General features: G+C 76.1%; 24 protein-coding genes. 15 read left to right on the top strand and 9 right to left on the bottom strand.

Features of this window, described 5'->3' with window-relative positions:
* Positions 1-240: 240 nt before the first annotated feature.
* Positions 241-1,101 carry a manganese catalase gene (locus tag ACK586_RS22680; RefSeq protein ID WP_409332785.1) on the top strand — a complete coding sequence of 287 codons (861 nt, stop codon included), beginning with the start codon at positions 241-243 and terminating at the stop codon, positions 1,099-1,101.
* A gap of 194 nt (positions 1,102-1,295) precedes the next feature.
* Here ACK586_RS22680 and ACK586_RS22675 read toward each other — a convergent pair whose 3' ends face one another.
* The 3 genes from ACK586_RS22675 to ACK586_RS22665 form a co-directional block, all read right to left on the bottom strand.
* Positions 1,296-2,936: a solute symporter family protein gene (locus ACK586_RS22675; protein ID WP_409332784.1), complete on the bottom strand. Its 1,641-nt coding sequence runs from the start codon at positions 2,934-2,936 to the stop codon at positions 1,296-1,298.
* Entirely contained in the window at positions 2,929-3,315 is a 387-nt protein-coding gene (locus ACK586_RS22670; RefSeq protein WP_409332783.1) for a DUF485 domain-containing protein, read from the bottom strand. The genes ACK586_RS22675 and ACK586_RS22670 overlap by 8 nt, the downstream gene beginning before the upstream one ends.
* A 119-nt stretch (positions 3,316-3,434) precedes the next feature.
* Complete coding sequence (locus ACK586_RS22665) at positions 3,435-3,575, bottom strand: hypothetical protein (protein WP_409332782.1); 141 nt, start codon at positions 3,573-3,575, stop codon at positions 3,435-3,437.
* 49 nt (positions 3,576-3,624) lie between these two features.
* Here ACK586_RS22665 and ACK586_RS22660 point away from each other — a divergent pair, with 49 nt between their 5' ends.
* Positions 3,625-4,830 carry an MBL fold metallo-hydrolase gene (locus tag ACK586_RS22660; protein ID WP_409332781.1) on the top strand — a complete coding sequence of 402 codons (1,206 nt, stop codon included), beginning with the start codon at positions 3,625-3,627 and terminating at the stop codon, positions 4,828-4,830.
* Between the two features lie 155 nt (positions 4,831-4,985).
* Entirely contained in the window at positions 4,986-6,533 is a 1,548-nt protein-coding gene (locus ACK586_RS22655) for a GAF domain-containing protein (RefSeq protein ID WP_409332780.1), read from the top strand.
* A gap of 126 nt (positions 6,534-6,659) precedes the next feature.
* On the opposite strand, the gene ACK586_RS22650 is transcribed toward ACK586_RS22655, so the two are convergent.
* The 4 genes from ACK586_RS22650 to ACK586_RS22635 form a co-directional block, all read right to left on the bottom strand.
* Positions 6,660-7,514, bottom strand: a complete 855-nt coding sequence (locus ACK586_RS22650) for an Fpg/Nei family DNA glycosylase (RefSeq protein ID WP_409332779.1) — start codon at positions 7,512-7,514, stop codon at positions 6,660-6,662.
* Positions 7,515-7,691: 177 nt separating this feature from the next.
* Positions 7,692-9,191, bottom strand: a complete 1,500-nt coding sequence (locus tag ACK586_RS22645) for an NAD-dependent malic enzyme (RefSeq protein ID WP_409332778.1) — start codon at positions 9,189-9,191, stop codon at positions 7,692-7,694.
* Between the two features lie 54 nt (positions 9,192-9,245).
* Positions 9,246-10,016: a hypothetical protein gene (locus ACK586_RS22640; protein WP_409332777.1), complete on the bottom strand. Its 771-nt coding sequence runs from the start codon at positions 10,014-10,016 to the stop codon at positions 9,246-9,248.
* A 21-nt stretch (positions 10,017-10,037) separates the two neighbouring features.
* Positions 10,038-10,499, bottom strand: a complete 462-nt coding sequence (locus tag ACK586_RS22635) for a DUF309 domain-containing protein (RefSeq protein WP_409332776.1) — start codon at positions 10,497-10,499, stop codon at positions 10,038-10,040.
* A 164-nt stretch (positions 10,500-10,663) separates the two neighbouring features.
* Here ACK586_RS22635 and egtA point away from each other — a divergent pair, with 164 nt between their 5' ends.
* The 9 genes from egtA to egtE all read left to right on the top strand — a co-directional run bounded on the left by egtA (position 10,664) and on the right by egtE (position 19,263).
* On the top strand, positions 10,664-11,917 hold the full coding sequence (egtA, locus tag ACK586_RS22630) for an ergothioneine biosynthesis glutamate--cysteine ligase EgtA (protein ID WP_409332775.1): 1,254 nt from the start codon (positions 10,664-10,666) through the stop codon (positions 11,915-11,917).
* Positions 11,914-13,206, top strand: a complete 1,293-nt coding sequence (egtB, locus tag ACK586_RS22625) for an ergothioneine biosynthesis protein EgtB (RefSeq protein WP_409332774.1) — start codon at positions 11,914-11,916, stop codon at positions 13,204-13,206. The genes egtA and egtB overlap by 4 nt, the downstream gene beginning before the upstream one ends.
* The gene (gene egtC, locus ACK586_RS22620) at positions 13,206-13,901 is read left to right on the top strand and encodes an ergothioneine biosynthesis protein EgtC (protein WP_409332773.1); all 696 of its coding nucleotides are present in this window, start codon (positions 13,206-13,208) and stop codon (positions 13,899-13,901) included. The genes egtB and egtC overlap by 1 nt, the downstream gene beginning before the upstream one ends.
* Entirely contained in the window at positions 13,898-14,866 is a 969-nt protein-coding gene (gene egtD, locus ACK586_RS22615) for an L-histidine N(alpha)-methyltransferase (protein ID WP_409332772.1), read from the top strand. Before egtC ends, egtD begins: the two co-directional genes overlap by 4 nt.
* Positions 14,867-15,037: 171 nt before the next feature.
* Positions 15,038-15,862 (top strand): DUF4397 domain-containing protein, encoded by an 825-nt coding sequence (locus tag ACK586_RS22610; protein WP_409332771.1) that lies wholly within the window; start codon positions 15,038-15,040, stop codon positions 15,860-15,862.
* A gap of 28 nt (positions 15,863-15,890) precedes the next feature.
* Complete coding sequence (locus tag ACK586_RS22605) at positions 15,891-16,565, top strand: class F sortase (protein ID WP_409332770.1); 675 nt, start codon at positions 15,891-15,893, stop codon at positions 16,563-16,565.
* A 193-nt stretch (positions 16,566-16,758) separates the two neighbouring features.
* Positions 16,759-17,364 carry an RNA polymerase sigma factor gene (locus ACK586_RS22600; RefSeq protein ID WP_409332769.1) on the top strand — a complete coding sequence of 202 codons (606 nt, stop codon included), beginning with the start codon at positions 16,759-16,761 and terminating at the stop codon, positions 17,362-17,364.
* The gene (locus ACK586_RS22595) at positions 17,342-18,103 is read left to right on the top strand and encodes an anti-sigma factor (RefSeq protein ID WP_409332768.1); all 762 of its coding nucleotides are present in this window, start codon (positions 17,342-17,344) and stop codon (positions 18,101-18,103) included. Before ACK586_RS22600 ends, ACK586_RS22595 begins: the two co-directional genes overlap by 23 nt.
* Positions 18,104-18,138: 35 nt before the next feature.
* On the top strand, positions 18,139-19,263 hold the full coding sequence (gene egtE / locus ACK586_RS22590) for an ergothioneine biosynthesis PLP-dependent enzyme EgtE (protein WP_409332767.1): 1,125 nt from the start codon (positions 18,139-18,141) through the stop codon (positions 19,261-19,263).
* Positions 19,264-19,322: 59 nt separating this feature from the next.
* Here the strand turns inward: egtE and ACK586_RS22585 are convergent, their stop codons facing one another.
* Positions 19,323-20,693 (bottom strand): 8-oxoguanine deaminase, encoded by a 1,371-nt coding sequence (locus ACK586_RS22585; protein WP_409332766.1) that lies wholly within the window; start codon positions 20,691-20,693, stop codon positions 19,323-19,325.
* 146 nt (positions 20,694-20,839) lie between these two features.
* On the opposite strand from ACK586_RS22585, the gene ACK586_RS22580 reads away from it, so the two are divergent.
* From ACK586_RS22580 to pucD, 3 genes are read left to right on the top strand one after another with little or no spacing between them, the layout of a single operon-like run.
* Positions 20,840-21,709 (top strand): FAD binding domain-containing protein, encoded by an 870-nt coding sequence (locus ACK586_RS22580; RefSeq protein WP_409332765.1) that lies wholly within the window; start codon positions 20,840-20,842, stop codon positions 21,707-21,709.
* A gap of 1 nt (position 21,710) precedes the next feature.
* Positions 21,711-22,196: a (2Fe-2S)-binding protein gene (locus ACK586_RS22575; RefSeq protein ID WP_409332764.1), complete on the top strand. Its 486-nt coding sequence runs from the start codon at positions 21,711-21,713 to the stop codon at positions 22,194-22,196.
* A complete protein-coding gene (gene pucD / locus ACK586_RS22570) occupies positions 22,193-24,568 on the top strand; it encodes a xanthine dehydrogenase subunit D (RefSeq protein ID WP_409332763.1) in 2,376 nt (791 codons plus the stop codon). The genes ACK586_RS22575 and pucD overlap by 4 nt, the downstream gene beginning before the upstream one ends.
* 34 nt (positions 24,569-24,602) lie before the next feature.
* On the opposite strand, the gene alc is transcribed toward pucD, so the two are convergent.
* Complete coding sequence (gene alc, locus ACK586_RS22565) at positions 24,603-25,616, bottom strand: allantoicase (RefSeq protein ID WP_409332762.1); 1,014 nt, start codon at positions 25,614-25,616, stop codon at positions 24,603-24,605.
* Positions 25,617-25,684 lie beyond the last annotated feature (68 nt).

Genomic DNA, 25,684 nt, shown 5'->3' with positions numbered 1-25,684 from the left:
ATCGCCGCTCGTCTTCCCACCACACCTCATCGGCACGGTGATGATCAAGCGACAGATGTCATGAGACTTCATCCCTGACACATCTCATGGGACTCGACATGGGCGTCACGCCCACGGATCCCCTCCGCGGTCGACAGTTGGCACCCGGGGGCCAGCGGACGGCACGGGCGGGCCACCCGGCGCGGGCAGATCCCCGGTGTCACCGCACCGGCGGTGGTCGCGACGACTGAGGGGAACGCCATGTTCACGCACACCCACGCCCTGCAGTACGAGGCCAAGCCCGACGGCCCCGACCCGGACTTCGCGCGCAAGATGCAGGAGGTCCTCGGCGGCCAGTGGGGCGAGATGACCGTGGCCACGCAGTACCTGCTGCAGGGCTGGAACTGCCGCCTGCCCGGCAAGTACAAGGACCTGCTCCTGTCCATCGGCACCGAGGAGCTGGCACACGTCGAGATGATCGTGACGATGATCGACCGGCTGCTGGACCACATCCCGCTCAAGCCCGACGCCGCGGACCGCAGCAAGGAGGCCGCGGCCGGCTACGGCCAGCACAACCCGCAGCACGCGATCGTCAACGGCGCGGGCGCCTCCTACATGGACAGCATGGGCAACCCGTGGACCGGCGCCTACGTGACCGCCAGCGGCAACCTCATGGCCGACTTCCACTACAACGTGACCGCCGAGATGCAGGGCCGGTTGCAGGTCGCCCGGCTCTACAACATGACCGACGACCCCGGGGTCAAGGACATGCTGCGGTTCCTCATCACCCGCGACCACTACCACCAGCAGCAGTGGCTGGCCGCCATCGAGGAGCTCAAGGACGACGGCCTGGAGGGCATCCCGGTGCCCGAGGCCTTCCCGATCGAGGAGGAGGTCGGCGACCTGGGGTACACGTTCCTGGACGCCTCCGACGGTCCCGACGCGGCGAGCGGCCGCTGGGCGTCGGGCCCGTCGATCGACGGCCGCGCCGAGTTCGCCGCCCGCCCGATCGAGGCCACGGCCGACGCGCCGATCCTGCCGCCCGGCGACCCGCGGCTGTTCCCGACGCCGCAGCAGCCCGGTCAGTCCACGCTGCAGAAGATGAAGGACATGCTCAAGTGAGCGCCTGACCGCCGGGCACCGCGCGCCGCCGCCGCGCCGGCGGCCGGTCCGATCGACCGGCCGCCGGCCGCCGGCCGCCGGCCCCCTCGCAGGGTCCCGCCGTCGGCCACCCTCCAGGGGCCCGCGCCGGCCCTGGCCCCCTCGCAGGGGCCCGCCGCGAGCTGGCGAGCGGTGGGGGGCGAGGGGGTCCTTCCTCAGTGCTGCACGGCCTTCTCCGCCCCGATGCCGGTCAGGGCCCGCACCTCCAGCTCGGCGTACTTGTCGACGTCGGGCCGCTCGGTGGAGACGACGGTGCCCAGCCAGCCCAGCAGGAACGACAGCGGGATGGAGACGATCCCGGGGTTCTTGAGCGGGAACCAGGCGAAGTCCACACCGGGGAAGAGCGCACCGGGGTCACCCGACACCACCGGCGAGAACACGATCAGCCCGACGCAGGAGACCAGCCCGCCGTAGATCGACCACAGCGCGCCCTGGGTGGTGAACCGCTTCCAGAACAGCGTGTAGAGGATCGTCGGCAGGTTCGCCGAGGCGGCGACGGCGAAGGCCAGCGCCACCAGGAAGGCGATGTTCAGCCCGGCCTGCAGCGCCAGGATGCCGAGCCCGATCGAGACGGCGCCGATCACGACCGCGGTGACGCGGGCGACCCGGACCTCGCCGTTGGGCGGCACGTTCCCCTTCTTGATGACCGACGCGTAGACGTCGTGCGCGAAGGACGCCGAGGCGGTGATGGTCAGACCGGCGACGACGGCGAGGATGGTGGCGAACGCGACGCCGGCGATGATGCCCAGCAGCACGGTGCCGCCGAGCTCGAAGGCGAGCAGCGGCGCCGCCGAGTTGACCGCCCCGGGCGCCGCGGCGATCGCCTCGGGCCCGACCAGTGCTCCGGCGCCGTAGCCGATGACCAGGCTGAACAGGTAGAAGATCCCGATCAGCCAGATGGCCCACACGACCGAGCGGCGGGCGTCCTTCGCCGTCGGCACCGTGTAGAAGCGCATGAGGACGTGCGGCAGGCCGGCCGTCCCCAGCACCAGCGCCAGGCCGAGCGAGACGAAGTCGAGCTGGCTCGTGGCCGACGCGCCGTACTGGGCGCCGGGCCCCAGCACGTCGATCCCCGTGCCCACCGAGTCCGACGTCTGCTGCGCGTCCCCCAGCAGGGTCGACAGGTTGAACCCGACCTCGGTCAGCACCCACAGGGTCATCACCAGCGCGCCCGCGATGAGCAGCGACGCCTTGATGATCTGCACGTACGTGGTGCCGCGCATGCCCCCCACGAGCACGTAGATGATCATCAGCGCGCCGACCAGGATGACCACGAGCGCCTGCGCCGCCTCGCCCTCGACACCCAGCAGCAGGGTGACCAGGCCGCCGGCGCCGCTCATCTGCGCGATCAGGTAGAAGAGGCAGACCGCCAGCGTGGAGAGGGCCGCGGCCATGCGCACGGGGCGCTGCCGCATCCGGAAGGCGAGGACGTCGGCCATGGTGAACCGAGCGGTGTTGCGCAGCAGCTCCGCGACCAGCAGCAGCGCGACCAGCCAGCCGACGAGGAAGCCGATCGAGTACAGGAAGCCGTCGTAGCCGTAGAGCGCGATGGCGCCGGCGATGCCGAGGAACGACGCCGCGGACAGGTAGTCGCCCGCGATCGCCAGGCCGTTCTGCGTGCCGCTGATGTTGCGCCCCGCGGCGTAGTAGTCCGCGGCGGTCTTGTTGTTCCGGCTGGCCCGGAAGGTGATCACCAGGGTCACCAGCACGAACGCACCGAAGATGGCGATGTTGACCGCGGGCTCGCCGATGGTCGAGTCGGCGGCCGTGACCGCGAGGCCGGCGCGGTCAGCCACGGGTGGCCCCTTCCGCCGCATCGCCGCGGGTGCCCCGCGCGTACTCGTGGTGCTCGAGCCGCTCGCGCATCTCGTCGGCGATCGGGTCGGTGTTGCGCCCGGCGTGGCGCACGTAGAGCTGGGTGATGAGGAACGTGGTCGCGAACTGCGCGAGGCCGAGGACGATGCCGAGGTTCACGTTGCCGAACAGCTGCCGGGACATGAGGTCGTCGGCGTAGGTGGAGAGCAGGACGTAGAGCAGGTACCAGGAGAAGAAGGCGACCGTCATCGGGAACGCGAAGCGGCGGAAGCGGCGCCGGAGCTCGGTGAACTCCGGCGAGTCCTGCGCCTCGCGGTACTCCTCGGGGGTGAGCATCCGGCGTTCCTCGGGTGGTTCCACCACGGGCCTCCAGTCGGAGAGGATGTGACCGGGGTCGCTGTAGGGACGGCGCTGCCGATCGGCACCCGCTGGGACCGATTCGCGGCGCGCACTCGCCGCCGCGTGCATCCCGCCGGCCGTCACTCCTCCGGGAAGAGCTCTCCGCACGCGGGGCAGCGGTCGGGGCGGGGCTCCTCCTCGGCCGGCCGGCCGCACGCCGGGCAGACCCGGTGCAGCCAGCAGGCGGGGTCCCCGCCCGGCTCGTCGTCGTCGGTCGGCACCCGCCCAGCGTGCCCGACGGCGGGCCGCCCGGGCTGGGATGCTCGGGACGTGCCTCCGACGCGCCGCCTGGTCACCGCCGCTCTCCTCGCCGGACCCGCGGCCTGGGTCGCCCGTGCGGCCTGGGGCCTGCCCACGGCCCTCGGCGCGAGCCGCCGGGTGCTGCGGCCGCACGTCGCGGGCTCGCCGCACTTCTCCGAGGGGCGGTTCCGCAACACGCTGGCCACCTCCTCGGTCCCCGGTCCGGAGGAGCGCCGGCTGCTGCTGCGCCAGCTGCGGGAGGACCGGCTCAAGGGCGTCCCCGCCCGGCCGGTACCCCTGGCCCCCACGCCGCTCCCGGCCGAGGCCGCCGAGCTGGCGGTCACCTGGTTCGGCCACTCCAGCGCGCTGCTGGAGGTCGACGGCCACCGGGTGCTGGTCGACCCGGTGTGGGGGCGGCGCGTGTCGCCGTCCCCCCTCGTGGGTCCCGAGCGCCTGCACCCGGCGCCCACCCCGCTCGAGGAGCTGCCCCCGGTCGACGCCGTCCTGATCAGCCACGACCACTACGACCACCTCGACCTGCCGACCGTCCGGGAACTGGTGCGGCAGCAGCGCGCCCCGTTCGTCGTCCCGCTCGGCATCGGGGCGCACCTGCGCCGCTGGGGCGTGCCCGAGGACCGGGTGGTGGAGCTGGACTGGGACGGTGCGGTGCAGGTCGCCGGGCTCACCCTCACCTGCACCGAGGCGCGGCACTTCTCCGGCCGGTTCCTCACCCGCGACACCACGCTGTGGTCCTCCTGGGCGATCGCGGGCCCGCAGCACCGGGTGTTCTTCGGCGGCGACACCGGCTACACCCCGGCCTTCGCCGCCATCGGCGCGCGCCTGGGCCCCTTCGATCTCACCCTGCTCCCGGTGGGCGCCTACAACGACGCGTGGAAGCCCGTGCACATGACGCCCGAGGAGGCGGTGCGGGCGCACGGGGACCTGGGCGGCGGCCTGCTCGTGCCGGTGCACTGGGCCACGTTCAACCTCGGCTTCCACCGCTGGGCCGAGCCGGTGCAGCGGCTGCGCAGCGCGGCCGAGCGCTCGGGGGTCCAGGTCGCCGTGCCGCGGCCCGGGGAGCGGGTCGACGCGCTCGCGGCGCCGGCGACGGCCGACTGGTGGACGGCGGTCGGCTCGCGGGCCGACGAGCGCGGCGGCGGGGACGACGCCGGGGTGACCTCGAGCGTCGTGGCCCGGGCAGGGGCGTGGCTGAGCGGCCGGCGCGCGTCGGGCTGACCGGACGGACGGATCCGTTCCAGTTCCGTTGCGTCCAATTCGTTGGCGACACCAAAAAAGACCGTTTCGGGCTCAACCCCGGCGCAGGCAGGGACGAAGCTCCCGGTGCCGGGTCAGCAGCGATCCGGCTCCGAGCCTCACAGGAGAGCCTCGCCATGCCGTTCGCCCGCCGTCCCGCCGTCTCCGAGCACCCGTCCGTCATCGAGGCCCGGGCCGACGTCGAGGCCGTCACCGAGATCGTGACCGCCCTCCGAGACAGCTCCACCCTCGAGGGAGCGGTGGGCACCGCCCTCGACCTCGTCCGCACCCGGTTCGGCTGGGCCTACGGCTCCTACTGGCGCGTCGACCCGGCCGAGAGGGTGCTGCGGTTCGTCCGGGAGTCCGGCGACGCCGGCCCCGAGTTCCGGGAGGTGACCCGCGCGGCCACCTTCCGGGAGGGCGTCGGGCTGGCCGGCCGCGCCTGGCGCCGGCGCGACCTGGTCGCCGTCGCCGACCTGGGGCAGCTGACCGACTGCGTCCGCGCCCCCGCCGCCCAGCACGCCGGCGTCCGCAGCGGGGTCTGCATCCCGCTGACCGAGGAGGGCGTGGTCACCGGGACGATGGACTTCTTCACCACCGAGACGCTGGAGCTGTCGCCGGCCCGCCTGCACACGCTGCGCGCCGTCGGCGTCCTGGTGGGCCAGGCCCTCGAGCGGATGGGTGCCGCCGTCCGGCAGGCCAGGGCCGCCGAGGACACCCAGGCCGTCGCCGACCTCTTGCGGGAGATGACCTCCGCGACGTCCCGGGAGGAGGCGATGACCCGCGCCCTGGCCACCATCCGCGACGGCTTCCACTGGGACTACGGCTCCTACTGGGCGGTCGACCCCGCCGACGGCGCGCTGCACTTCGTGCTCGAGTCCGGCAGCGCCGGCCGGGAGTTCCGCGAGGTGACGCTGACGGCGTCCTTCCGGGAGGGCGTGGGTCTGTCCGGCCGCGCCTGGAAGACCCGCGACCTCTTCTTCGTCGAGGACCTCGCGGAGATGACCGACTGCGTCCGCGCCCCCGCGGCGCGGCGGGCAGGCGTCAGGAGCGGCGTCTGCCTGCCGATCCTCGTCGACGGGCGGGTCGTGGGGACGATGGACTTCTTCGCCACGCGCACCCTCGTGCTCGCGCCCGGCCGGGCGGCCGCCCTGCGCAGCGCGGCGTTCCTGCTCGGGCAGACGATGGAACGCCTCGCCGCCACCGAGCGCCTCACCGAGGCCGGCCGGCAGCTGCTGGAGTCGATCACCGAGGTGGAGCGCAACGTCCTCTCGGCGACGACCGTGGCCGCCGACGGCCAGCGGCTGACCGCCCAGGCGAACGAGGAGGTGGCCGGTCTCGGCGTGTCCAGCGAGGACATCGGCAAGGTGGTCAAGGTGATCCGCGGGATCGCCGACCAGACCAACCTGCTCGCGCTCAACGCGACCATCGAGGCCGCCCGCGCCGGGGAGGCCGGGCGCGGCTTCGCCGTCGTCGCCAACGAGGTCAAGGAGCTCGCGACCGAGACCGCCCGGGCGACCACCGACGTCGACGGCAAGGTGACCGCCATCCAGCAGCAGGTCGACCGCGTGGTCACCGCGCTGGCGGCGATCAGCACGCTGGTGGAGAGCATCAACGAGACCCAGCAGGTGATCGGCGGCGTGCTGACCGAGCAGTCCGCCGTCACCCGCGAGCTCCTCGCCTGACCGGAGTGGGGGGGGGGGGGGGGGGGGGGGGGGGGGGCGGGGCGCCGGCGCGGGGGGGGGTGGGGGGGGGGGGGGGGGGCGGGGGTGGGGGGTGGGGTGTGGGGACCCGCCGCCCCCCCCCTCCACTCAGCGCAGGAGCTTGGACATGCGGCGGTCGGCGAGCGGCTTTCCGCCGGTCTGGCAGGTCGGGCAGTACTGCAGCGAGGTGTCGGCGAAGCTGACCTCGCGCACGGTGTCGCCGCAGACCGGGCACGGCAGCCCGGTGCGGGCGTGCACCTGCAGCCCCGACCGCTTCTCGCCCTTCATCGTCGCCGCCTTCTGACCGAGCTGGCGGGCCAGGGCGTCGGCCAGCTCGGTCCGCATCGCGTCGTAGAGCCGGATCACCTCGTCGTCGGTCAGCTTGTCGGCCATCTTGAACGGCGACAGGCGCGCGGCGTGCAGGATCTCGTCGGAGTAGGCGTTGCCGATCCCGGCGATCAGCGTCTGGTCGGTGAGCGCGCCCTTGAGCTGGCCGCTGCGGCCGGCCAGCAACGCGGCGAACTGCTCCCGGTCGACCGCCAGCGCGTCGGGTCCGAGCCGGTCGATGCCCGGCACCTCCGCCGGCGAGCGGACGACGTACACCGCCAGCCCCTTGCGGGTGCCCTGCTCGGTGAGGTCGAAGCCGTTGCCGTCATCCAGGTGGACCCGCAGGGCCAGCGGTCCCTTGCCCGGCTTCGGCGGCGCGGCGGGCAGGTTCTCCCGCCAGTGCAGCCAGCCCGCCCGCGCCAGGTGGACGACGAGGTGCAGCCCGGAGACGTCGAGGTCGAGGAACTTCCCGTGCCGGGACGCGCCGGTGACCTCCAGGCCGGCCAGCGCCGGCAGCGGCGGGTCGAACGTCTTGATGGCCTGGACGGCGGCCAGGTCGGCGCGCGTCAGGACCCTGCCGACGGCGTTCTCCCGCAGGAACCCCGCCAGCGCCTCCACCTCGGGCAACTCGGGCACCCGGCCATGATCCACGCCGGGCGCGGTCCCGGCGCCCTCTCGCCGCCGAAATGGCCACTTCGGCGGACCGACGCCCCCGAGCGGGTGACGTTGCGGGCGGTTTCCCCACGGTGCGGGCGGGATCGCGCCCGCACCGCACGGAACGTGCCCGCAGAGTGGGTCCGGCGGCCGCCGGCGTCAGTCCGACAGGCCGGGGCGGCCGGGCAGCTCGACCACGGCGCCGGTGGCCCGGGCGGCTGCCGCCACCGCCTCGGCGACGACCGTGGTGACCGCCGGGTCGAAGACGCTCGGGATGATGTAGTTGGCGTTGAGCTCCTCGTCGCTCACGATCGCCGCGAGCGCCTCCGCGGCCGCCAGCAGCATCGGGGTGTCGATCTCGGTGGCCCGGGCGTCGAGCAGCCCGCGGAAGACCCCCGGGAAGGCCAGCACGTTGTTGATCTGGTTCGGCAGGTCCGACCGCCCCGAGGCCACGACGGCGGCGTGCTGCCGGGCGCGCACCGGGTCGACCTCGGGGGTCGGGTTGGCCATGGGGAAGACGACGGCGCGGTCGGCCATCCGGGCGAGGTCCGCCACGTCGAGCACGTTGCCGGCGCTCACCCCGATGAACACGTCGGCGCCGTCCAGCGCGTCGGGCAGCTCGCCGCGCACGCAGCCGGAGTTGGTGCGCCGCGCGAGGTCGTGCTTGGCCGGGGTGAGCCGCTCGTCGTCGGGGCTGAGGATCCCCTCGCGGTCCCACACGAGCACGCGCGCGGCGCCGGCGGCCAGCAGGAGGTTCACGATCGCCGTCCCGGCCGCACCGCCGCCGGCGACGACGATCCGGACGTCGGGCAGCCGCTTGTCCACCACGCGCAGCGCGTTGGTGAGCGCGGCGAGCGCGCAGATCGCCGTCCCGTGCTGGTCGTCGTGGAACACCGGGATGTCCAGCCGCTCGCGCAGCCGCTTCTCGATCTCGAAGCAGCGGGGGGCGGCGATGTCCTCGAGGTTGATGCCGCCGAAGCCGGGCGCGAGCAGCTCCACGGTGCGCACGATCTCGTCGACGTCCTGGGTGTCCAGGCAGATCGGCCAGGCGTCGATGTCGGCGAACCGCTTGAACAGGACCGCCTTGCCCTCCATCACCGGCAGCGCGGCACCGGGGCCGATGTCGCCGAGCCCCAGCACCGCCGACCCGTCGGTGACGACGGCGACCGTGTTGCCCTTGATCGTCAGGCGGCGGACGTCCTCGGGGTGGTCGGCCAGCGCCAGGCAGACCCGCGCCACGCCGGGGGTGTAGGCCATCGAGAGGTCGTCGCGGGTCTTCAGCGGCACCTTCGACGCGACCTCGAGCTTGCCGCCCAGGTGCAGCAGGAAGGTCCGGTCGCTGACCTTGCGCACCTCGACGCCCGGGAGCGCCCCCATCGCGTCGACCATCTCCTGCGAGTGCGCGGCGTCGGCGGCCGAGCAGGTGACGTCGACGGTGAGGTGGTCCGACCGGGACTCGACGACGTCGATGGCGGTGACCGCCCCGCCCGCGAGGCCCACCGCGGTGGCGATCCGGCCGATGCTGGCCGGGTCGACGTCGGCGCGCAGCCGCACGGTGACGGAGTAGGACGCGGACGTGACCGGCCCGCGGACCGGCGGGGCGGCGGGCTCCGCGACGTCGGTGGGGTCGCCGGCGGCAGGTGCGGGATCTGTGCTCATGGCGCCTGCGATGGTCCCACCGTGACCGGGCTCACCGACGGGTCACCCCCGGGCTCACCCGACCAGCAGCGTGCCGCGGTCGGGCCGGACGACGGCGCGGGCGACGAGCGCGACGGCGACCGCCGAGGCAGCGGCCAGCGCCGTCCCCGCGACCAGGGCCGGCGGGCCGTCCACCGCGACGGCCAGCAGTCCCCAGACCACGGCCAGGGCGAAGGGGCCCGCGGCGGCCCGGGCGGTGAGCACGAGCGCCGAGGCGACCCCGGCGACCGCGACCAGCGCCGCGACGGCCCACCACCGCGCCGCGGCTCCGGACGGCGCCGCGCCCAGGGCCACCCCCGCCGTCGCCACGTTGACCGCCGCGGCCACGGTGACCCAGCCGAGCAGGAGCCCGGTCACCGCGGCGGGCAGCACCCGGGACAGGCCCTCGACGGGCAGCGCCTGCAGGTGCGCCCACGCCACCGCGGTCGCGGCCACGATCGCGAACAGCAGGGCCACGGGCAGCAGCGGCTGCGACTCGCCCACCAGCGGGAACAGCACCTCCCACAGCGCGTTCCCGGCGAACGCCGCCGCCAGCGGCCAGCCGGTCCGCCGGTGCACCGCCCGCGTGCGCTGGGCCGGCAGGGCCTGGTACACCGCCCACGCGAGGGCGCCGGCGAAGATCACGCCCCAGATGGCGAACGCGTAGCCGGCCGGGGTGAGCGGGGAGCGCAGGTCGTCGCTCACCTCCCCGACGCTGCGCCCGGCGAGCGCGGTGCCCAGGGGGCTGCCCACGATCTGCGCGACCGCCGCGACGACGACCGCCGTTGCCCGTGTGGTGTCCCGCACGCCCGTCCCTCCGCCGGTGGGTCAGGCCCCCCGGCTACCCAGTCGCGGCACGGGACCACACGCCCCGCCGCCCGCCCGCGCGTCCTCGGCCGCGCTCCCGGCCCAGGCGATCAGCCCGGCGACGTCCACGCCGTGCGGTGGGTCGGCCGCGAACGGCGACAGGTTCCGCGCCGCCCGCTCCAGCAGCGTGGCCGCGCCCCGCGGGTTGCCGCGGGCGGCGTGCGTGACGCCGACGGCGAGCTGCGCCAGGCCGCGCCACAGCTCCCGCTCCGCACCGGAGGTGGCCTTCCAGGCGTCCTCCAGCACCTCGTGGGCGTGGAAGGGGAGGCCGGCGTCGAGCAGCCGCTGCGCCTCGGCGAGCGCCTCGTGCGGGGTGCGCGCGACCCCCTCGGGCATCCGCTCCACCCCTGCCGCCCCGCGCGGCAGCGGGCGGCCCAGGGCGTCGCGCGGCCGCGGGCCGCCGAGCCGGTCGGGGGAATCCATGCGGCCATCGTCGTACGAACACCCGGCAGAGCGATCGCCGGCGGGGCTTGTCCTGTCGGTGACCGCGTGGAGGATGGAGTCGAGGACGGCCGGAGGAGAGGCCGCCCCCGCACCGACCCGCGGTCGCCCCGGCGACCGGTCCGGACCTGGAGGGGGTGGGCCGCGTGGCCCCCGTGACCGACCGGTGCAGCAGCGTGCTGGACCTCGACACCGCGTTCGCCGCCGTCGCCGCGGCGGCGCTGCACGACGGGCCGCCCGGCACCGTCGGCCTGGAGCTCGAGGCGCACCTCGTCGACCGCGACCGGCCGGCCGCCCGCGTGCCGTGGGGCCGCGTCTGCGCCGCGGTGGCCTCGGTCCCGCCGCTGCCCGGTGGCAGCCGGCTCACCTGCGAGCCCGGCGGGCAGGTGGAGCTCTCCGGCCCGCCGCTGCCCGGCGTGTCCGCCGCGGTCGCCGCGCTGCGGGCCGACCGGGCGGTGCTGACCGCCGCCCTGGCCGCCGACCGGCTGGTCGCCGTCCCGGTCGGGCACGATCCGCTGCGCCCGCCGCAGCGGGTGAACCCGGCCGGCCGCTACGCCGCCATGGAGCGGCACTTCGCCGCCGTCGGCTGCGCCGGCCCGGGGACGGCGATGATGACCTCGACCGCCTCGCTGCAGGTCAACCTCGAGGCCGGGCCCGCCGCCGGCTGGGGCGACCGGGTGGCCCTGGCCCACCAGCTCGGACCCGTGCTGGTGGCCGTGTCCGCGTGCTCACCGCTGGCCGGCGGTCGCCGCACCGGCTGGCGGTCGACCCGGCAGCAGGTGTGGGGCGCCCTCGACCAGGCCCGGTGCGGCCCGCTGCTGCGCGGCGACGACCCGGCCGGCGAGTGGGCCGCCTACGCCCTGGCGGCGCCGGTGATGCTGGTCCGGGACGGCGACGGCGCGGAGCCGGTGCGCGGGCGGGTGGCGTTCGCCGACTGGGTGACCGGCGAGGTGCCCCTCGGCGACCGCCGGCCCTCGGCCGCCGACCTCGACTACCACCTGACCACGCTGTTCCCGCCGGTCCGGCCGCGGGGCTGGCTGGAGATCCGCTACCTCGACGCCGCCCCCGAACCGTGGTGGCCCGCTCTGGCCGCGGTGACCACCGTGCTGCTGGACGACCCGGTGGCCGCCGGCCGGGCGGCCGAGGCCACCGGCCCCACCGCCGGCGCCTGGGACCGCGCCGCCCGCGAGGGGCTGGCCGACCCCGCCCTCCACGCCGCCGCCCGCGCCTGCCTGGCCGCCGCGATCGACGCCGCCCCGGCCGCCCTGCGGGCGGAGGTCGAGGCCCTGGCCGAGCTCGTCGAGCGCGGCGGCGACCCGGGCGGCGAGGTGCTCGACGCGCTGCACACCGGTGGGCCGGCCGCCGCGCTCCTGGCCGGGACCGGGGAGGGCCTGCGATGAGCCCCGCGCACGACCTGCCTGCCCGCGAGCTGCTGGCCCGCGACCTGACCGCGGCCCGCGAGCGCACGCTGCGGCTCACCGACCACGACGAGCCCGAGCTGCTGCGCCAGCACACGCCGCTGCTCTCGCCGCTGGTGTGGGACCTCGCGCACATCGGCCAGCAGGAGGACCTGTGGCTGCTGCGCGGCGGCGACGCGGCCCGGCCCGGGCTGCTGCCGCCCGACGTCGAGGCGCTGTACGACGCCTTCACCCAGCCGCGCGCCGTCCGGTCCCGGCTGCCGCTGCTCCCCCCGGTGGAGGCGCGGGCCTTCTGCCGGCAGGTGCGGGACCGGGTGCTGGACCGGGTGGACCGGCTCGGTGCCGACGACGACCCGTTCCCCGTCGCGATGGTCGTCAGCCACGAGCAGCAGCACGACGAGACGATGCTGCAGGCCCTCGCCCTGCGCGGCGGCCCGCCGCTGCTCGGCACCGGGGCGCCGCTGCCGCCCGGCCGGGCCGGGGTCGCGGGCACGTCGGTGCTCGTGCCCGGTGGCGAGTTCGTGCTCGGCGTCGACGCCGCCGACGAGCCGTTCAGCCTGGACAACGAGCGGCCGGCGCACGTGGTCGACGTCCCCGCCTTCCGCATCGGCCGGGTGCCGGTGACCAACGCCGAGTACGCCGCGTTCGTGGCCGACGGCGGCTACCGCGACGACCGGTGGTGGTCCGGGCGGGGCCGGGCGCACCGCGACGAGGCCGGCCTCACCGCGCCGATGTACTGGCGGCCCGAGGGCACCCGCACCCGGTTCGGCGTCGTCGAGGAGCTGCCGCCGGACGAACCGGTCCAGCACGTCACGTACTTCGAGGCCGAGGCCTACGCCGCCTGGGCCGGCGCGCGGCTGCCCACCGAGGCCGAGTGGGAGAAGGCGGCGGCCTGGGACCCGGCCCTGGGCCGGCGCCGCCGGTTCCCGTGGGGCGACACCGAGCCGACCGCGGCGCTGGCCAACCTGGACGGGCTCTCGCTGCGCCCGGCCCCGGCCGGCGCGTACCCGGCCGGGGCGTCGGCGTACGGGGTGGAGCAGCTGATGGGCGACGTGTGGGAGTGGACGTCGTCGCCCTTCACCGCGTGGCCGGGGTTCCGGCCGATGCTCTACGCCGACTACTCCGCGCCCTTCTTCGGCGGCGACTACAAGGTGCTCCGCGGCGGCTCCTGGGCGGTCGGCGCGTCGATCCTGCGGCCGAGCTTCCGCAACTGGGACCACCCGATCCGCCGGCAGGTCTTCAGCGGCATCCGGCTGGCCTGGTCGGCCTGATGTGCCGCCACCTGGGCTGGCTGGGCCGCCCGCGCACGCTCGCCTCGCTGGTCCTGGACCAGCCGTCGTCCCTGCTCGTGCAGTCCTACGCCCCCCGCCGGCAGCGGTACGGGACGGTCAACGCCGACGGCTGGGGGGTGGGCTTCTTCGTGCCGGACCGGCCGGAGCCGGCACGGTGGCGGTCGGCCCGGCCGCTGTGGGGCGACCCCTCCTTCGCGTCGGTCGCGCCGGTGCTGCGGTCGGGCTGCGTCGTGGCCGCCGTCCGCTCGGCCACGGTGGGGATGCCGCTGGAGGAGAGCGCGGCGGCGCCGTTCACCGACGGCCGCGCGCTGCTGTCGCACAACGGCCGGGTGGACCGGGCCGTGCTGCCGCCGGTGCGCGACGCGGAGTCCACCGTCGACAGCGCGCTGCTGGCCGCACTCGCGTTCGACCGCGGCCTGGACGCCCTGGCCGCCACGGTGGCCGAGGTGGGCGCGGCCGACCCGTCCGCCCGGCTCAACCTGCTCGCCGCCGACGGCACCCGCCTGCTGGCGACCACCTGGGGCGACACCCTGTCGGTGCTGGTCACCGGCGAGGGCACCGCACTGGCCAGCGAGCCGTGGGACGACGACCCGGCCTGGCGCGACCTCCCCGACCGCCACCTGGTCGAGGTCACGCCCGACGGCCTCACCCTCACCCCGATCGGAGCCGCATGACCGTCTCGCTGACCAGCCACCTGGCCCCCGGGGCCGCGCGCGAGGCCCTGCGCGCCGACGCCCTGGCAGGACTGACGTCGACGCCGAAGTCGCTGCCGCCGCGGTGGTTCTACGACGAGCGCGGCAGCGAGCTGTTCGACGAGATCACCCGGCTGCCCGAGTACTACCCCACCCGCGCCGAGCGGGCGGTGCTCGCCGCGCGGGCCGGCGAGATCGCGGCCGCGTCCGGGGCCGACGTGCTCGTCGAGCTGGGCAGCGGGACGTCGGAGAAGACCCGGCTGCTGCTGTCCGCGCTGCACGACGCCGGCACCCTGCGCCGCTTCGTGCCCTTCGACGTGGACCCCTCGGTGCTGGCGGCGGCCGGTACGGCGATCACCGCGGAGTACCCGGGCGTCGCCGTCGACGCGGTGGTCGGCGACTTCACCGCCCACCTCGCCCGGCTGCCGCGCGAGGGCCGGCGGCTCGTGGCCTTCCTCGGCTCGACGATCGGCAACCTCGAGCCGGGGCCGCGCGCGGCCTTCCTCGCCGAGCTGGCCGGCACGCTCTCCCCCGGCGACTCCTTCCTGCTGGGTACCGACCTGGTCAAGGACCCGGCCCGGCTCGTCCCCGCCTACGACGACGCCGCCGGGGTCACCGCCGAGTTCAACCGCAACGTGCTCGCCGTCCTCAACCGCGAGCTGGGCGCCGGCTTCGACCCGGCGGCGTTCGAGCACGTCGCCCGCTGGGACGCCGCGGCCGAGTGGATCGAGATGCGGCTGCGCTCGGTGATCGACCAGGTCGTCGCGGTGCCGGCGCTCGGCCTGCAGGTGGCCTTCGCCGCGGGCGAGGAGATGCGCACCGAGGTCTCGGCCAAGTTCCGGCCCGAGGGCGTCGCGGCGGAGCTCGCCGCGGCCGGCCTGCGCCTCACCCACTGGTGGACCGACCCGGACGGCGACTTCGGCGTCTCCCTCTCCGTCCCCTCCTGACGCCACCGCCGACCCCTGATCGCCGAAGTGGCCACTTCGGCGATCCGGTCGCGCCCGACCCTTCCGCCGGAATGGCCATTTCGGCGGGGAACGAGGTGCTGCATCCAGGACGGCGACCTGCCCGGAAGAGGCGGTGACAAGGCAGTCACCCCCTACCGGAAGGACCGTCCCATGACCCGGACCCGCTCGACCGGCCTCGCCCTCGGTGCCGCCGGCGCCGTCGGCGTCGCGCTCGTCCTCGGCGCCACCCCCGCGGGCGCCGACGAGGGCACCGCCACCGTCTCGGTGCTGCACGGCGTGCCCGACACCCCCGTCGACGTCTACGCCAACGGCGAGCGGCTGATCGACGACTTCCAGCCCGGCACCCTGACCGACCCGCTGCAGCTGCCCGCCGGCAGCTACGACCTGGCGCTCTTCCCCGCCGACGCCCCCGACGGCTCGGGCGAACCGCTGCTCGCGGCCGACGGCGTGGCCGTGCCCGCCGGTGCCAACGCCACCGTCGTCGCCCACCTCGACGCGAACGGCGCCCCGGCGCTGACCCCGTTCGTCAACGACACCTCGGCCGTCCCGGCCGGCCAGGCGCGCGTCACCGTCCGCCACACCGCCGCGGCCCCGGCCGTGGACGTGCGGGCCGGCGGCCAGGTGGTCGCGCCCGGGCTGACCAACCCGAACGAGGCCACCCTCGAGGTCCCGGCGGGCACGATCAGCGCCGACGTCGTCGTGGCCGGCACCGACACCGTCGCCATCGGCCCCGCCGACCTGACCCTCACCGAGGGCGCCACCACGATCGTCTACGCGTGGGGCTCGGAGGAGGCCGGCTACGAGCTCGCCGTCCAGACGATCTCCGGGTCGCACTCCGCGCCCTCCGGCGTCCCCGGCGGCAGCGCGGGCCTGGCCGACGAGGGCGGCTTCCCCGCCCCCCTGGCCGCCCTCTCCCTGGCCGGGCTCGTGGCCGCCGGCCTGAGCGCCCGCAAGCTGGCCGGCTCGCGGGCCTGACGGGACCCGGACCGGAGCGGGACCGACCATGCGACGCGCAGCCGCCGGCGCGGCCCTGGGTCTGGCCGTGGCGATCGGCGTGCCGGTCACCTGGCAGCTGACCCGGGAACCGGCGGCTGCGGGCGCACCGGTCGAGCAGGTCCTCTCCGCGTCCACGCCGTCGGCGCCGGCGGAACCCCCGCCGCCGGCGCCGGCGGACCCCGGGCGGCTGCCCCCCGTGGCCGCCCGGGACGCCGCCCCCACCGAGGCGCCCGCCGCCCCGGCACCGGTGCGGCTCGCGGTCCCCGGCCTCGGCGTGGACGCCCCGCTGGACCCGGTCGGCGTCGCCGACGACGGCCAGATGGAGCTGCCCGCCGACGTCTCCCGCGTCGGCTGGTACCGCTTCGGTCCCGCTCCCGGCGCCCCGGGCTCGGCCGTGCTGGCCGGGCACGTGGACGACGCGGAGCAGGGTCTGGGGGCGCTGGCACCGCTGCGGGAGGCCGACGTCGGCGACCAGGTGCTGGTCACCGACGCGACCGGCTCGGCCACGAGCTGGCGGGTGGTGGCCCGCGAGGTGATCACCAAGCAGGAGCTCCCGCTCGACCAGCTGTTCGCCCGCGGCGGCCCGCCCCGGCTGGTGGTCGTCACCTGCGGCGGGCCGTTCCTGCCCGAGTACCGCAGCTACCGGGACAACGTGGTCGTCGTGGCCGAACCCGCGCCGTGACCGCTGCACCCGGCACCTCTGCACCCGGCACCTCTGCACCCGGCACCTCTGCATCCGGCACCGGGGCGCGCGGCGAAGCAGGTCCGGACACGCACCGGAGCGGCGGGAGGAGGACGGCGTGACGGGTCTGCTCGAGCGTCCGGTGGCAGCCACCGCGCCCACCTCCCGCGCACGGCCAACTACTGTCGCCTCCGTGGCCAACGACGTCGTCCCGCTGCCGGGGTCCGCCCCGGAGCCCGACGACGCCGAGGTCGGCCGCCGCTTCGCCGCCGGCGACGAGCAGGCGCTCGCCCTGGCCTACGAGCGCTGGGCCGGTCAGGTGCACGGCATGGCGGTGCGGGCGTTCGGCCCCGGCCCGGACGCCGAGGACGTCACCCAGCAGGTCTTCGTCTCGGCGTGGACCGGGCGCACCGGGTACCGGCCGGAGTCCGGCCCGCTGCCGGCGTGGCTCGTCGGGGTGTGCCGGCACAAGATCGCCGACACGTGGGCCCGGCGCGACCGTCAGCGCCGCCTCGCCGAGGCGGCCGCCGCCGACGCCGAGGCGCGCCCCGGTCCGTCCACCGCCCGGCCGCTGGACACCGCCGTCGCCGACCGCGTGCTGCTGCTCGACGAGCTCGACCGCATCGACCAGCCGCAGCGGGGCATCATCGAGCTCGCCTTCTTCGAGGACCTCACCCACGCCCAGATCGCGACCCGCACCGGGCTGCCGCTGGGCACCGTCAAGAGTCACATCCGGCGCACACTGGAGCGCCTGCGCAACCGGTTGGAGGTGGACGGTGCCGCAGCACTGCACGCCTGAGGACCTGGCGCTGGCCGCCCTCGGCGAACCCCTTCCCTCCGACGATGCCGCCCACCTGGCCGACTGCAGCACCTGCTCCGGCGAGGTGGCGGGCCTGCGCCGCGGCGTCGAGGCCCTCGCCGTCCCCGAGCTCGCCGCACCGGGCGCACCGGTGCCCCCGCCGGCGCACGTCTGGGCGGCGATCGCGGCAAGCACCGGCGTGACCGCCGTCCCGCGGACGGAGGCCGACCCGGACCTGAGCCCGGCGGCCGCCGCCGGGCCGGCTCCCGAGCCGGACGCCGAGGTGGTCCCGCTCCGCCCGCGCCGCTCCCGGCTGCTGCTGGCGGCCGCGGCCTCGCTCGTCGTCGGGGCCGGCATCGGTGCCGGCGCCGTCGCGCTCGGCGGGGACGACGACGACCCGGCCGTGGTCGCCCTCGCCGCGACCAAGCTGGACCCGCTCGGGGAGAACGAGGCCTCCGGCGCTGCCGAGGTCGTCGAGCGGCCCGACGGCACGCGGGTGCTGCGGCTGGAGCTGGACGCGGCCGCCCCCGACGAGGGCTACCTCGAGGTGTGGCTGATCGACGAGGCGGTCGAGGGCATGGTCTCGGTCGGCGTCGTGCGCGCCGGCACCGAGGAGCTCCCGCTGCCGCCCGGGCTCGACATCGGTCAGTACCCGATCGTCGACGTCTCGGTCGAGCAGCTGGACGGCGACCCCACCCACTCCGGCGTCTCGATCGCCCGGGGCGTGCTGGACACCTGACGGACCACGGGGCCGGCCTCGCCTAGCGTGGGCCGGTGAGCACCGCCGACCTCCCGCACGAGGACCTCGCCGCCGCCTGGCGCGCCGCCCGGCCCCGCCCCGCCGGACGGCACCTGGACACCGCCGCCTGCAGCCGGCAGAGCAACCGCGTCCTGGAGGCCGTCGCCCACCACGCCCGGCACGAGGCCGAGCTGGGCGGGTACGTCGCCGAGGCGGCCGCGCAGGACCTCCTGCAGCAGGGCCGCTCGGTGCTCGCCGGTCTCGTCGGGATGGCCGCGGCCGACCTCGCGTTCGTGGAGTCCGCTCAGCACGCGCTGGCCACGCTGCTGGCGGGCTGGCGACTGGCGCCCGGCAGCCGGGTCGCCGTCCTCCCCGGGGAGTACGCCCCCAACGCGGCCATGCTGCGGGCGGCCGGGGTGACGCCGGTGCCGCTGCCGATCGACGGCGCCGGCCGGGCCGTGCCCGAGGAGGTCGAGCGGCTGCTCGCCGGCGACCCGCCGGCGGCGGTGCACCTCACGCACGTGGCCAGCCACCGCGGCGTCGTGCAGCCGGCCGGGGAGATCGTGGCGCTGTGCCGCGCGGCCGGGGTGCCGCTGGTGCTCGACACCGCCCAGTCGCTGGGCCAGGTCGACACCGACCTGGGCGCCGACGCCGTCTACGGCACCTCCCGCAAGTGGCTCGCCGGGCCGCGCGGCGTCGGCTTCCTGTGCGTCCGGCCGGGGCTGGCCCGCCGGCTGACCCCGGTGCTGTCGGCCCCGGCGGACCTGCCGCCCATGCGGGCCTTCGAGTCGGGCGAGGCGCACGTGGCCGGCCGGGTGGGCCTGGTCCTCGCGGTGGGCGAGCACCTCGCCGCCGGGCCCGCCCGGGTGCGCGAGCGGCTGGCCGCCCTGGGCCGGGCCGGGCGGGAGGTCCTCGACGGCGCGGCCGGCTGGCGGGTGGTGGAGCCGGCCGGCGAGCCGACGGCGACCACCACGCTCGCCCCGCCGGACGGCGTGGACGTCGTCGCCACCCGCGCCCGGCTGCTGAACGACCAGGGCATCGTCACCACGGCGATCGGCGTCGAGCGGGCGCCGGAGGAGATGACCGGCCCGGTGCTGCGCGTCTCCCCGCACGTCGACGCGACCCTCGACGACCTGCACGCCCTCGCCGCCGCCCTCTGACGTTCCGCCGAAGTGGCCACTCGGGCGGCCGTTCCGCCGAAGTGGCCACTTCGGCGAGGTCAGCGCGGAGACTGGAGGCGGGCCGAGACGCGGCGGTGGACGGCGAGCTGCTCGTCCAGACCGGGGTGGACCGGGGCGCCGTCCTCCACGACGAACCGCCCCGCGACGACGGTGTGCCGCGCCGCCACCGGCCCGCAGCGCAGCCACGCCTCGACCGGGTCGGACAGCGCCCCGGCGAACGCGACCCCCGACAGCGGCCACACGACCAGGTCGCCGCACGCGCCGACCGACAGCTGCCCGATCTCACCGGTGCGGCCGAGGCAGGCGGCGCCGCCACGGGTCGCGAGCTCCAGCGCGTCGCGGGCGGTGAACGAGCCGGCACCGTGCCGCAGCTTGCCCTGCAGCATCGCCGTGCGCGCCTCCAGCCACAGCGACGCCGCGTCCGCCGACGCCGACCCGTCCACGCCCAGCCCCACCGGGGCGCCCGCGGCCCGGAGCTCGGCGACCGGGGCCAGGCCGGAGCCCAGGATCATGTTGGACGACGGGCAGTGCGCCGCCCCCACCCCCGCCGCGCCCAGGCGGCCCACCTCCTCCGCCGATGGCCAGACCACGTGGGCGAGCCACACCCGGTCGGACAGCCAGCCGACGTCGGCCAGGTACTCGACCGGCCGCCGGCCGAAGGTCTCCAGGCAGAAGGCGTCCTCGTCCCGCGTCTCGCACAGGTGGGTGTGCAGCCGGACGTCGAGGGCCTCGGCCAGCTCCGCCGTGCGCGTCATCAGCGAGGTCGACACGCTGAACGGTGAGCAGGGCGCGAGCGCGATCCGGGTCAGCGCGGTCGGCGAGCGGTCGTGGTGGGCGGCGACCAGGCGCTCGGAGTCGGCCAGGATCTCGTCGTCGTCCTGCACCACGGAGTCCGGCGGCAGCCCGCCGTCCTTGACCGACAGCGACATCGATCCGCGGGTGAACTGCGACCGCACGCCCAGGTCGCGCGCCGCGGCGATCTCGGCGGAGATCAGGTCCCCGCCGCCGCGCGGGTGCACGTACAGGTGGTCGGTGGACGTCGTGCAGCCGGCCAGCGCGAGCTCGGTCAGCCCGACGTAGGCCGACACGTAGGCGGCCTCCTCGTCCAGGCCGGCCCACCGCGGGTAGAGCGTCACCAGCCAGTCGAACAGCCCACCGGTGAGCGCGGGGGCGTAGGCGCGGGTGAGGTTCTGGTACAGGTGGTGGTGGGTGTTGACCAGCCCCGGGGTGACCAGGCAGCCGCGCGCGTCGACGGCGCGGACGGCGGGCGGTGGCGGGTCGCCCGGACCGCCGATGCCGCTCACCACCCCGCCGGTCACCGCCACCCAGCCGCCGGCGATCTCGCGCCGCGCGTCGTCGACGGTGGCCAGCAGCTCGGCGTCGTGCACCAGCAGGTCGGCGGTGTCCATGGCGCGGGATCCTGCCCGGACCCGTGTGACGGCAGCGAGTCGCCGCGCGCCGGTGCGCAACCTGCTCGTGACACCCCGGGGCTACCGTGGCCGCCCCCGGGCCACCACGACCCCGACAGCGGCGCCCGGAGGACGGAAGGGGACGCATGCGGTTCCTGCAGCCCACCACCTGGGCCGAGGCGCTGGAGGCGAGGGCGGCGTACCCCGACGCCGTGCCGATCGCCGGCGGCACCGACGTGATGGTCGCGGTGAACTTCGGCCGGCTGCGGCCCCCGGCGCTGCTCGACCTGACGCGGGTGCGGGAGCTGCAGGAGTGGGGCGCCGAGGACGGCGTCGTCCGCCTCGGGGCCGGCGTGCCCTACGCCCGGGTCATCGGCGAGCTCGGGGACCGGCTGCCGGGGCTGGCGATGGCCGCGCGGACGATCGGCTCGCCGCAGATCCGCAACCGCGGCACGGTGGGCGGCAACCTGGCCACCGCCTCCCCCGCCGGCGACGCGCACCCGGCGCTGCTGGCCGCCGGCGCGGAGGTCGAGGTCGCCTCGGTCTCGGGCACCCGCCGCATCCCGGTCGCCGACTTCTTCACCGGGGTCAAGAGGTCGGCGCTGACCCCGGACGAGCTCGTCGCCGCGGTGCTGGTCCGCCCGGCGTCCGGCCCGCAGCAGTACAGCAAGATCGGCACCCGCAACGCGATGGTGATCGCCGTCGCCGCCTTCGGGCTGGCGCTGCACCCCGACCGCGGTGCCGTCGGCACCGGCATCGGCTCGGCCGCCCCGACGCCGCGCCGCGCGGTCGCCGCCGAGGAGTTCCTGGCCGGGGAGCTGGCGGCGCTGTGGGAGACCCGGGCGGAGCTGCCCGCCGCCACTGCGGCCCGCTTCGGGGAGCTGGTCGCCGGGGCGGCCGCCCCCATCGACGACGTCCGCGGCACCGCCGCCTACCGCGTCCACGCCCTCTCGGTCATGGCGCGGCGGGCGCTGACCTGGGCCTGGGCCGAGTACCGCACCGCGAAGGAGGCCTGACGTGCGCCTGACCTGCACCGTGAACGGCACCCCCCGGGAGGTGGACGACGTCTGGGCGGGCGAGAGCCTGCTCTACGTCCTCCGCGAGCGGATGGGCCTGCCCGGGTCGAAGAACGCCTGCGAGCAGGGCGAGTGCGGCTCCTGCACGGTCTACCTCGACGGCGTCCCGGTGTGCTCCTGCCTGGTCGCCGCGGGCCAGGCCGAGGGCCGCGAGATCGGCACGGTGGAGGGGATGGCCACCGAGGACGGGCTGCACCCGGTCCAGCAGGCCTTCCTCGACGCCGGCGCCGTCCAGTGCGGCTTCTGCACCCCCGGACTCCTCGTCGCCACCGACGAGCTGGTCACCCGGTCGCTGGCCGAGAGCGGCGGGCCCCCGGCCGACGCGGAGATCCGCGAGGCCCTGGCCGGCAACCTGTGCCGCTGCACCGGCTACGAGAAGATCCTCGACGCCGTGCGCCTGGCCGCCGAGCGGATGGCGTCCCGGTGAGCGCCCCGGCCCGCACCCCCACCGGCGCCCCCGGCTCCCTCACCGGACCGGCCGGCGGCGGGGTCGGCGAGAACGCGCAGCGCCCCGACGGCACGCTGAAGGTCCGCGGCGAGTTCGCCTACGGCAGCGACCTGTGGATGGAGGACATGCTCTGGGGCGCCACCCTGCGCAGCCCCCACCCCTACGCCCGCATCCGCTCGATCGACGTCGGCCCGGCGCTCGCCGTCCCGGGCGTGCACGCCGTCCTCACCTCCGGCGACGTCCCCGGCTCCAAGGTCTACGGGCTGGAGCTGGCCGACCAGCCGGTGCTCGCGCTCGACGTCGTCCGCTACCAGGGCGAGCCGGTGGCGCTCGTCGCCGCCGACCACCCGGAGGTCGCGCGCCGCGCGGCGGCCCGGATCGTCGTCGACTACGAGGTCTGGGAGCCGGTCACCGACGCCGTCGCCGCGCTCGGGCACCCCCGCTGGAACCAGGTGCACGAGACCGACGCGCCGGTCACCGAGCTCAGCCGGGAGAGCGCCCACCTGCACCCGGAGGGCAACCTCGTCCGCCACCTGAAGATCCGCAAGGGCGACCCGACCCCGACCGCGGACGTCGTGGTGGTCGGCGAGTACGAGGTCGGCATGCAGGACCAGGCCTTCCTCGGCCCGGAGTCCGGGCTGGCCGTGCCCGCCGAGGACGGCGGCGTCGAGCTGTACGTGGCCACCCAGTGGCTGCACGTCGACCAGCGGCAGATCTGCTCGGCGCTGGGGCTGGAGCCCGAGCGGGTGCGGCTGACGCTGGCCGGGGTCGGCGGTGCCTTCGGCGGCCGCGAGGACCTGTCCATGCACGTGCACGCCTGCCTGCTCGCGATGCGCACCGGCCGGCCGGTGAAGATGTCCTACAACCGCGAGGAGTCGTTCTTCGGGCACGTGCACCGGCACCCGGCGACGATGCGCTACGAGCACGGCGCCACCCGCGACGGGCAGCTGGTGTACGTGAAGGCCGAGATCTACCTCGACGGCGGCGCCTACGCCTCCAGCACCCCCGCCGTGGTGGGCAACGCCGGCACGATGGGCATCGGGCCCTACGTCGTCCCGAACGTGCACGTCGACTGCTACGGCGCGTACACGAACAACCCGCCGTGCGGTGCCATGCGCGGCTTCGGCTCGGTGCAGACCGCGTTCGCCTACGAGTCCCAGATGGACGCGCTCGCCGCCGAGCTGGGCATGGACCCGGTCGAGCTGCGCTGCCGCAACGCGATGGAGCAGGGGTCGGTCACCCCCAACGGCCAGGTGGTGGACAGCCCGGCGCCGGTGGTCGAGCTGCTGCGCCGGCTGGAGGCGATGCCGCTGCCGGACCCCGCCCCCGACGACCTGCGGCACATGCCCGGCGGGGTCTCGAACACCACCCACGGCGAGGGCGTGCGCCGCGGCGTCGGCTACGCGGTCGCCTACAAGAACGTCGCCTTCTCCGAGGGGTTCGACGACCACTCGACGGCCCGGGTGCGGATCGAGGTCGCCGGTGGGGAGCCGGTCGTCACCGTGCACACCGCCGCGGCCGAGGTGGGGCAGGGGCTGGTGACCGTCGAGCAGCAGATCGCCCGCACCGAGCTCGGCGTCGACCGGGTCGTCGTCCACCCGAAGGACACCGGCGTCGGCTCCGCCGGCTCCACCTCGGCGTCCCGGCAGACGTACGTGACCGGCGGTGCGGTCAAGGCCGCCTGCGAGGCGGTGCGCGGCCGCCTGCTGGAGCGTGCCGCGGTGCTGACCGGCCGGCCGGCCGGCGAGCTGCGGCTGTTCGACGGCGCCGTGGTGGCCGAGGGGCTGCAGCTGCCGCTGGCGCAGCTGCTCGGGGACGACGCGGTCGAGGAGACCCTGGAGTGGCGGCACCGGCCCACCCGGCCGATCGACCCGGAGACCGGCCAGGGCTTCGCGCACGTGCAGTACGCGTTCTCCGCCCACCGGGCGGTGGTCGACGTCGACGTCGAGCTGGGCCTGGTCAAGGTCGTGGAGATGGCCTGCACCCAGGACGTCGGCAAGGCCATCAACCCCGACGCGGTGATCGGCCAGATCCAGGGCGGGACGGCGCAGGGGCTGGGGCTGGCCGTGATGGAGGAGATCCTGGTCCGGGACGGGCGGGTGCAGAACCCGTCGTTCACCGACTACCTGATCCCCACCGTCCTCGACATGCCCCCGATGCGGATCGAGGTGCTGGAGTACGCCGACCCGCACGCGCCCTACGGCCTGCGCGGGGTCGGGGAGGCGCCGAACATCTCCTCCGGCCCGGCGGTGCTCGCGGCGATCCGGGCCGCGACCGGCCTCCCGCTGGCCCGCGTCCCCGTCCGCCCCGAGCACATCTGCACGGACGTCGTCCCGCCGACCCCTGGCTAGCCCGGGGCGCGCCCCTGGACGAGGCCGGACCCGCTCAGCGGGCGGTCTCCGCCCAGCGCTGCTGCAGGGCGGCCCGGCCGGCGTCGGTCGGGCGGCCCCACAGCCGCAGCCGGGCCATGCCGCCGTCGGGGAACACGTCCAGCCGCACGCCGGTCACCCCGACGTCGCCGGGCAGCACGAACCGGTGCCGGGTGTCGGGCTGCAGCGGCGTGCGCGCCAGCAGCTCGACCTCGCCGCCGTCCGCCGTGCGGCCGGTCAGCGCGGCCGCGCCGGGGGCGTTGCCGAGGAAGTACGAGGTGTCGAGCTCGGCGAGGGTCACCCGGCCCTCGCAGGCCAGGGCGACGTCGACCCAGTCGTTGCCGTCGTCGCGGCGGCGGGCGGTCTCCCAGCCCTCGCCCATCGACCGGGCGACGCCGCGGCCGAGCAGCTGGTGCGGGGTGCCGTAGAAGGCGTTGCTGACCCCGGTGACCAGACCGCCGTTCTCCAGCGCGGCGAGGTCGAACGGGCCGGCCTCGAGCAGCCGTGGGTCGGGGACGACGCGGCCGTGCACCCGGAACCGGGCCACCCCGCCGTCGGGGTGGATGGTCAGCCGCACGTGGGTCACCCGCGGCGCCGGGGCGACCGGGAAGGCGTTGGCGGTGCCGCCGTCCAGCTCCGACAGCGGCAGCAGCGGGAACCAGTCGGCCGCGGCCAGCCCGGCGGCCGGCGGGTACCCCTCGACCGCGGCGCCCTCGACCGAGGCCCGCGGCGGGTAGTTGCCGAGGAAGTACGCCGTGTCGATCACGACACCGCCGACCACTCCGGGCGCGCCCAGCCGCACCACCGCCCAGTCGCTGCCTGGCTCGCGGCGACGGCGGGTCTCCCAGCCGTCGTACTCCTTGCCCCGGTGGCCGAACTCGGCCCGGGCCTGCGCCGGTCCGGGGACGATCAGGTTCTCCTTGGCGGCGAAGAACTCGTCGTTGGCCAGGACGACGGCGCCGCCGAGGGCCCGGCCGGCGAGGTCGGGCAGGAGGAAGGCGTCGCTGATGGCTCTACCTTCCCTTCGCACGGTGGATCCCGGCAGGGAGCGCTTGCGTCGCTTGTCCCGCGAGGACTGAGGTGAGACGGCGCCCCTGC

Source organism: Trujillonella humicola, from assembly GCF_046233715.1.
In the GTDB taxonomy this organism is placed as follows: domain Bacteria; phylum Actinomycetota; class Actinomycetes; order Mycobacteriales; family Geodermatophilaceae; genus Trujillonella; species Trujillonella humicola.
The sequence above is the reverse complement of the archived record's forward strand: the minus strand, read 5'-3'. Positions and strand labels throughout refer to the sequence as shown.

Coding starts and splice junctions, on each gene's coding strand:
- ACK586_RS22680 (WP_409332785.1), top strand. CDS start 241: ATGTTCACGCACACCCACGCCCTGCAGTACGAGGCCAAGCCCGACGGC.
- ACK586_RS22655 (WP_409332780.1), top strand. CDS start 4,986: ATGCCGTTCGCCCGCCGTCCCGCCGTCTCCGAGCACCCGTCCGTCATC.
- ACK586_RS22645 (WP_409332778.1), bottom strand. CDS start 9,191: ATGAGCACAGATCCCGCACCTGCCGCCGGCGACCCCACCGACGTCGCG.
- ACK586_RS22635 (WP_409332776.1), bottom strand. CDS start 10,499: ATGGATTCCCCCGACCGGCTCGGCGGCCCGCGGCCGCGCGACGCCCTG.
- egtB (WP_409332774.1), top strand. CDS start 11,914: ATGAGCCCCGCGCACGACCTGCCTGCCCGCGAGCTGCTGGCCCGCGAC.
- egtC (WP_409332773.1), top strand. CDS start 13,206: ATGTGCCGCCACCTGGGCTGGCTGGGCCGCCCGCGCACGCTCGCCTCG.
- egtD (WP_409332772.1), top strand. CDS start 13,898: ATGACCGTCTCGCTGACCAGCCACCTGGCCCCCGGGGCCGCGCGCGAG.
- ACK586_RS22610 (WP_409332771.1), top strand. CDS start 15,038: ATGACCCGGACCCGCTCGACCGGCCTCGCCCTCGGTGCCGCCGGCGCC.
- ACK586_RS22605 (WP_409332770.1), top strand. CDS start 15,891: ATGCGACGCGCAGCCGCCGGCGCGGCCCTGGGTCTGGCCGTGGCGATC.
- ACK586_RS22585 (WP_409332766.1), bottom strand. CDS start 20,693: ATGGACACCGCCGACCTGCTGGTGCACGACGCCGAGCTGCTGGCCACC.
- ACK586_RS22580 (WP_409332765.1), top strand. CDS start 20,840: ATGCGGTTCCTGCAGCCCACCACCTGGGCCGAGGCGCTGGAGGCGAGG.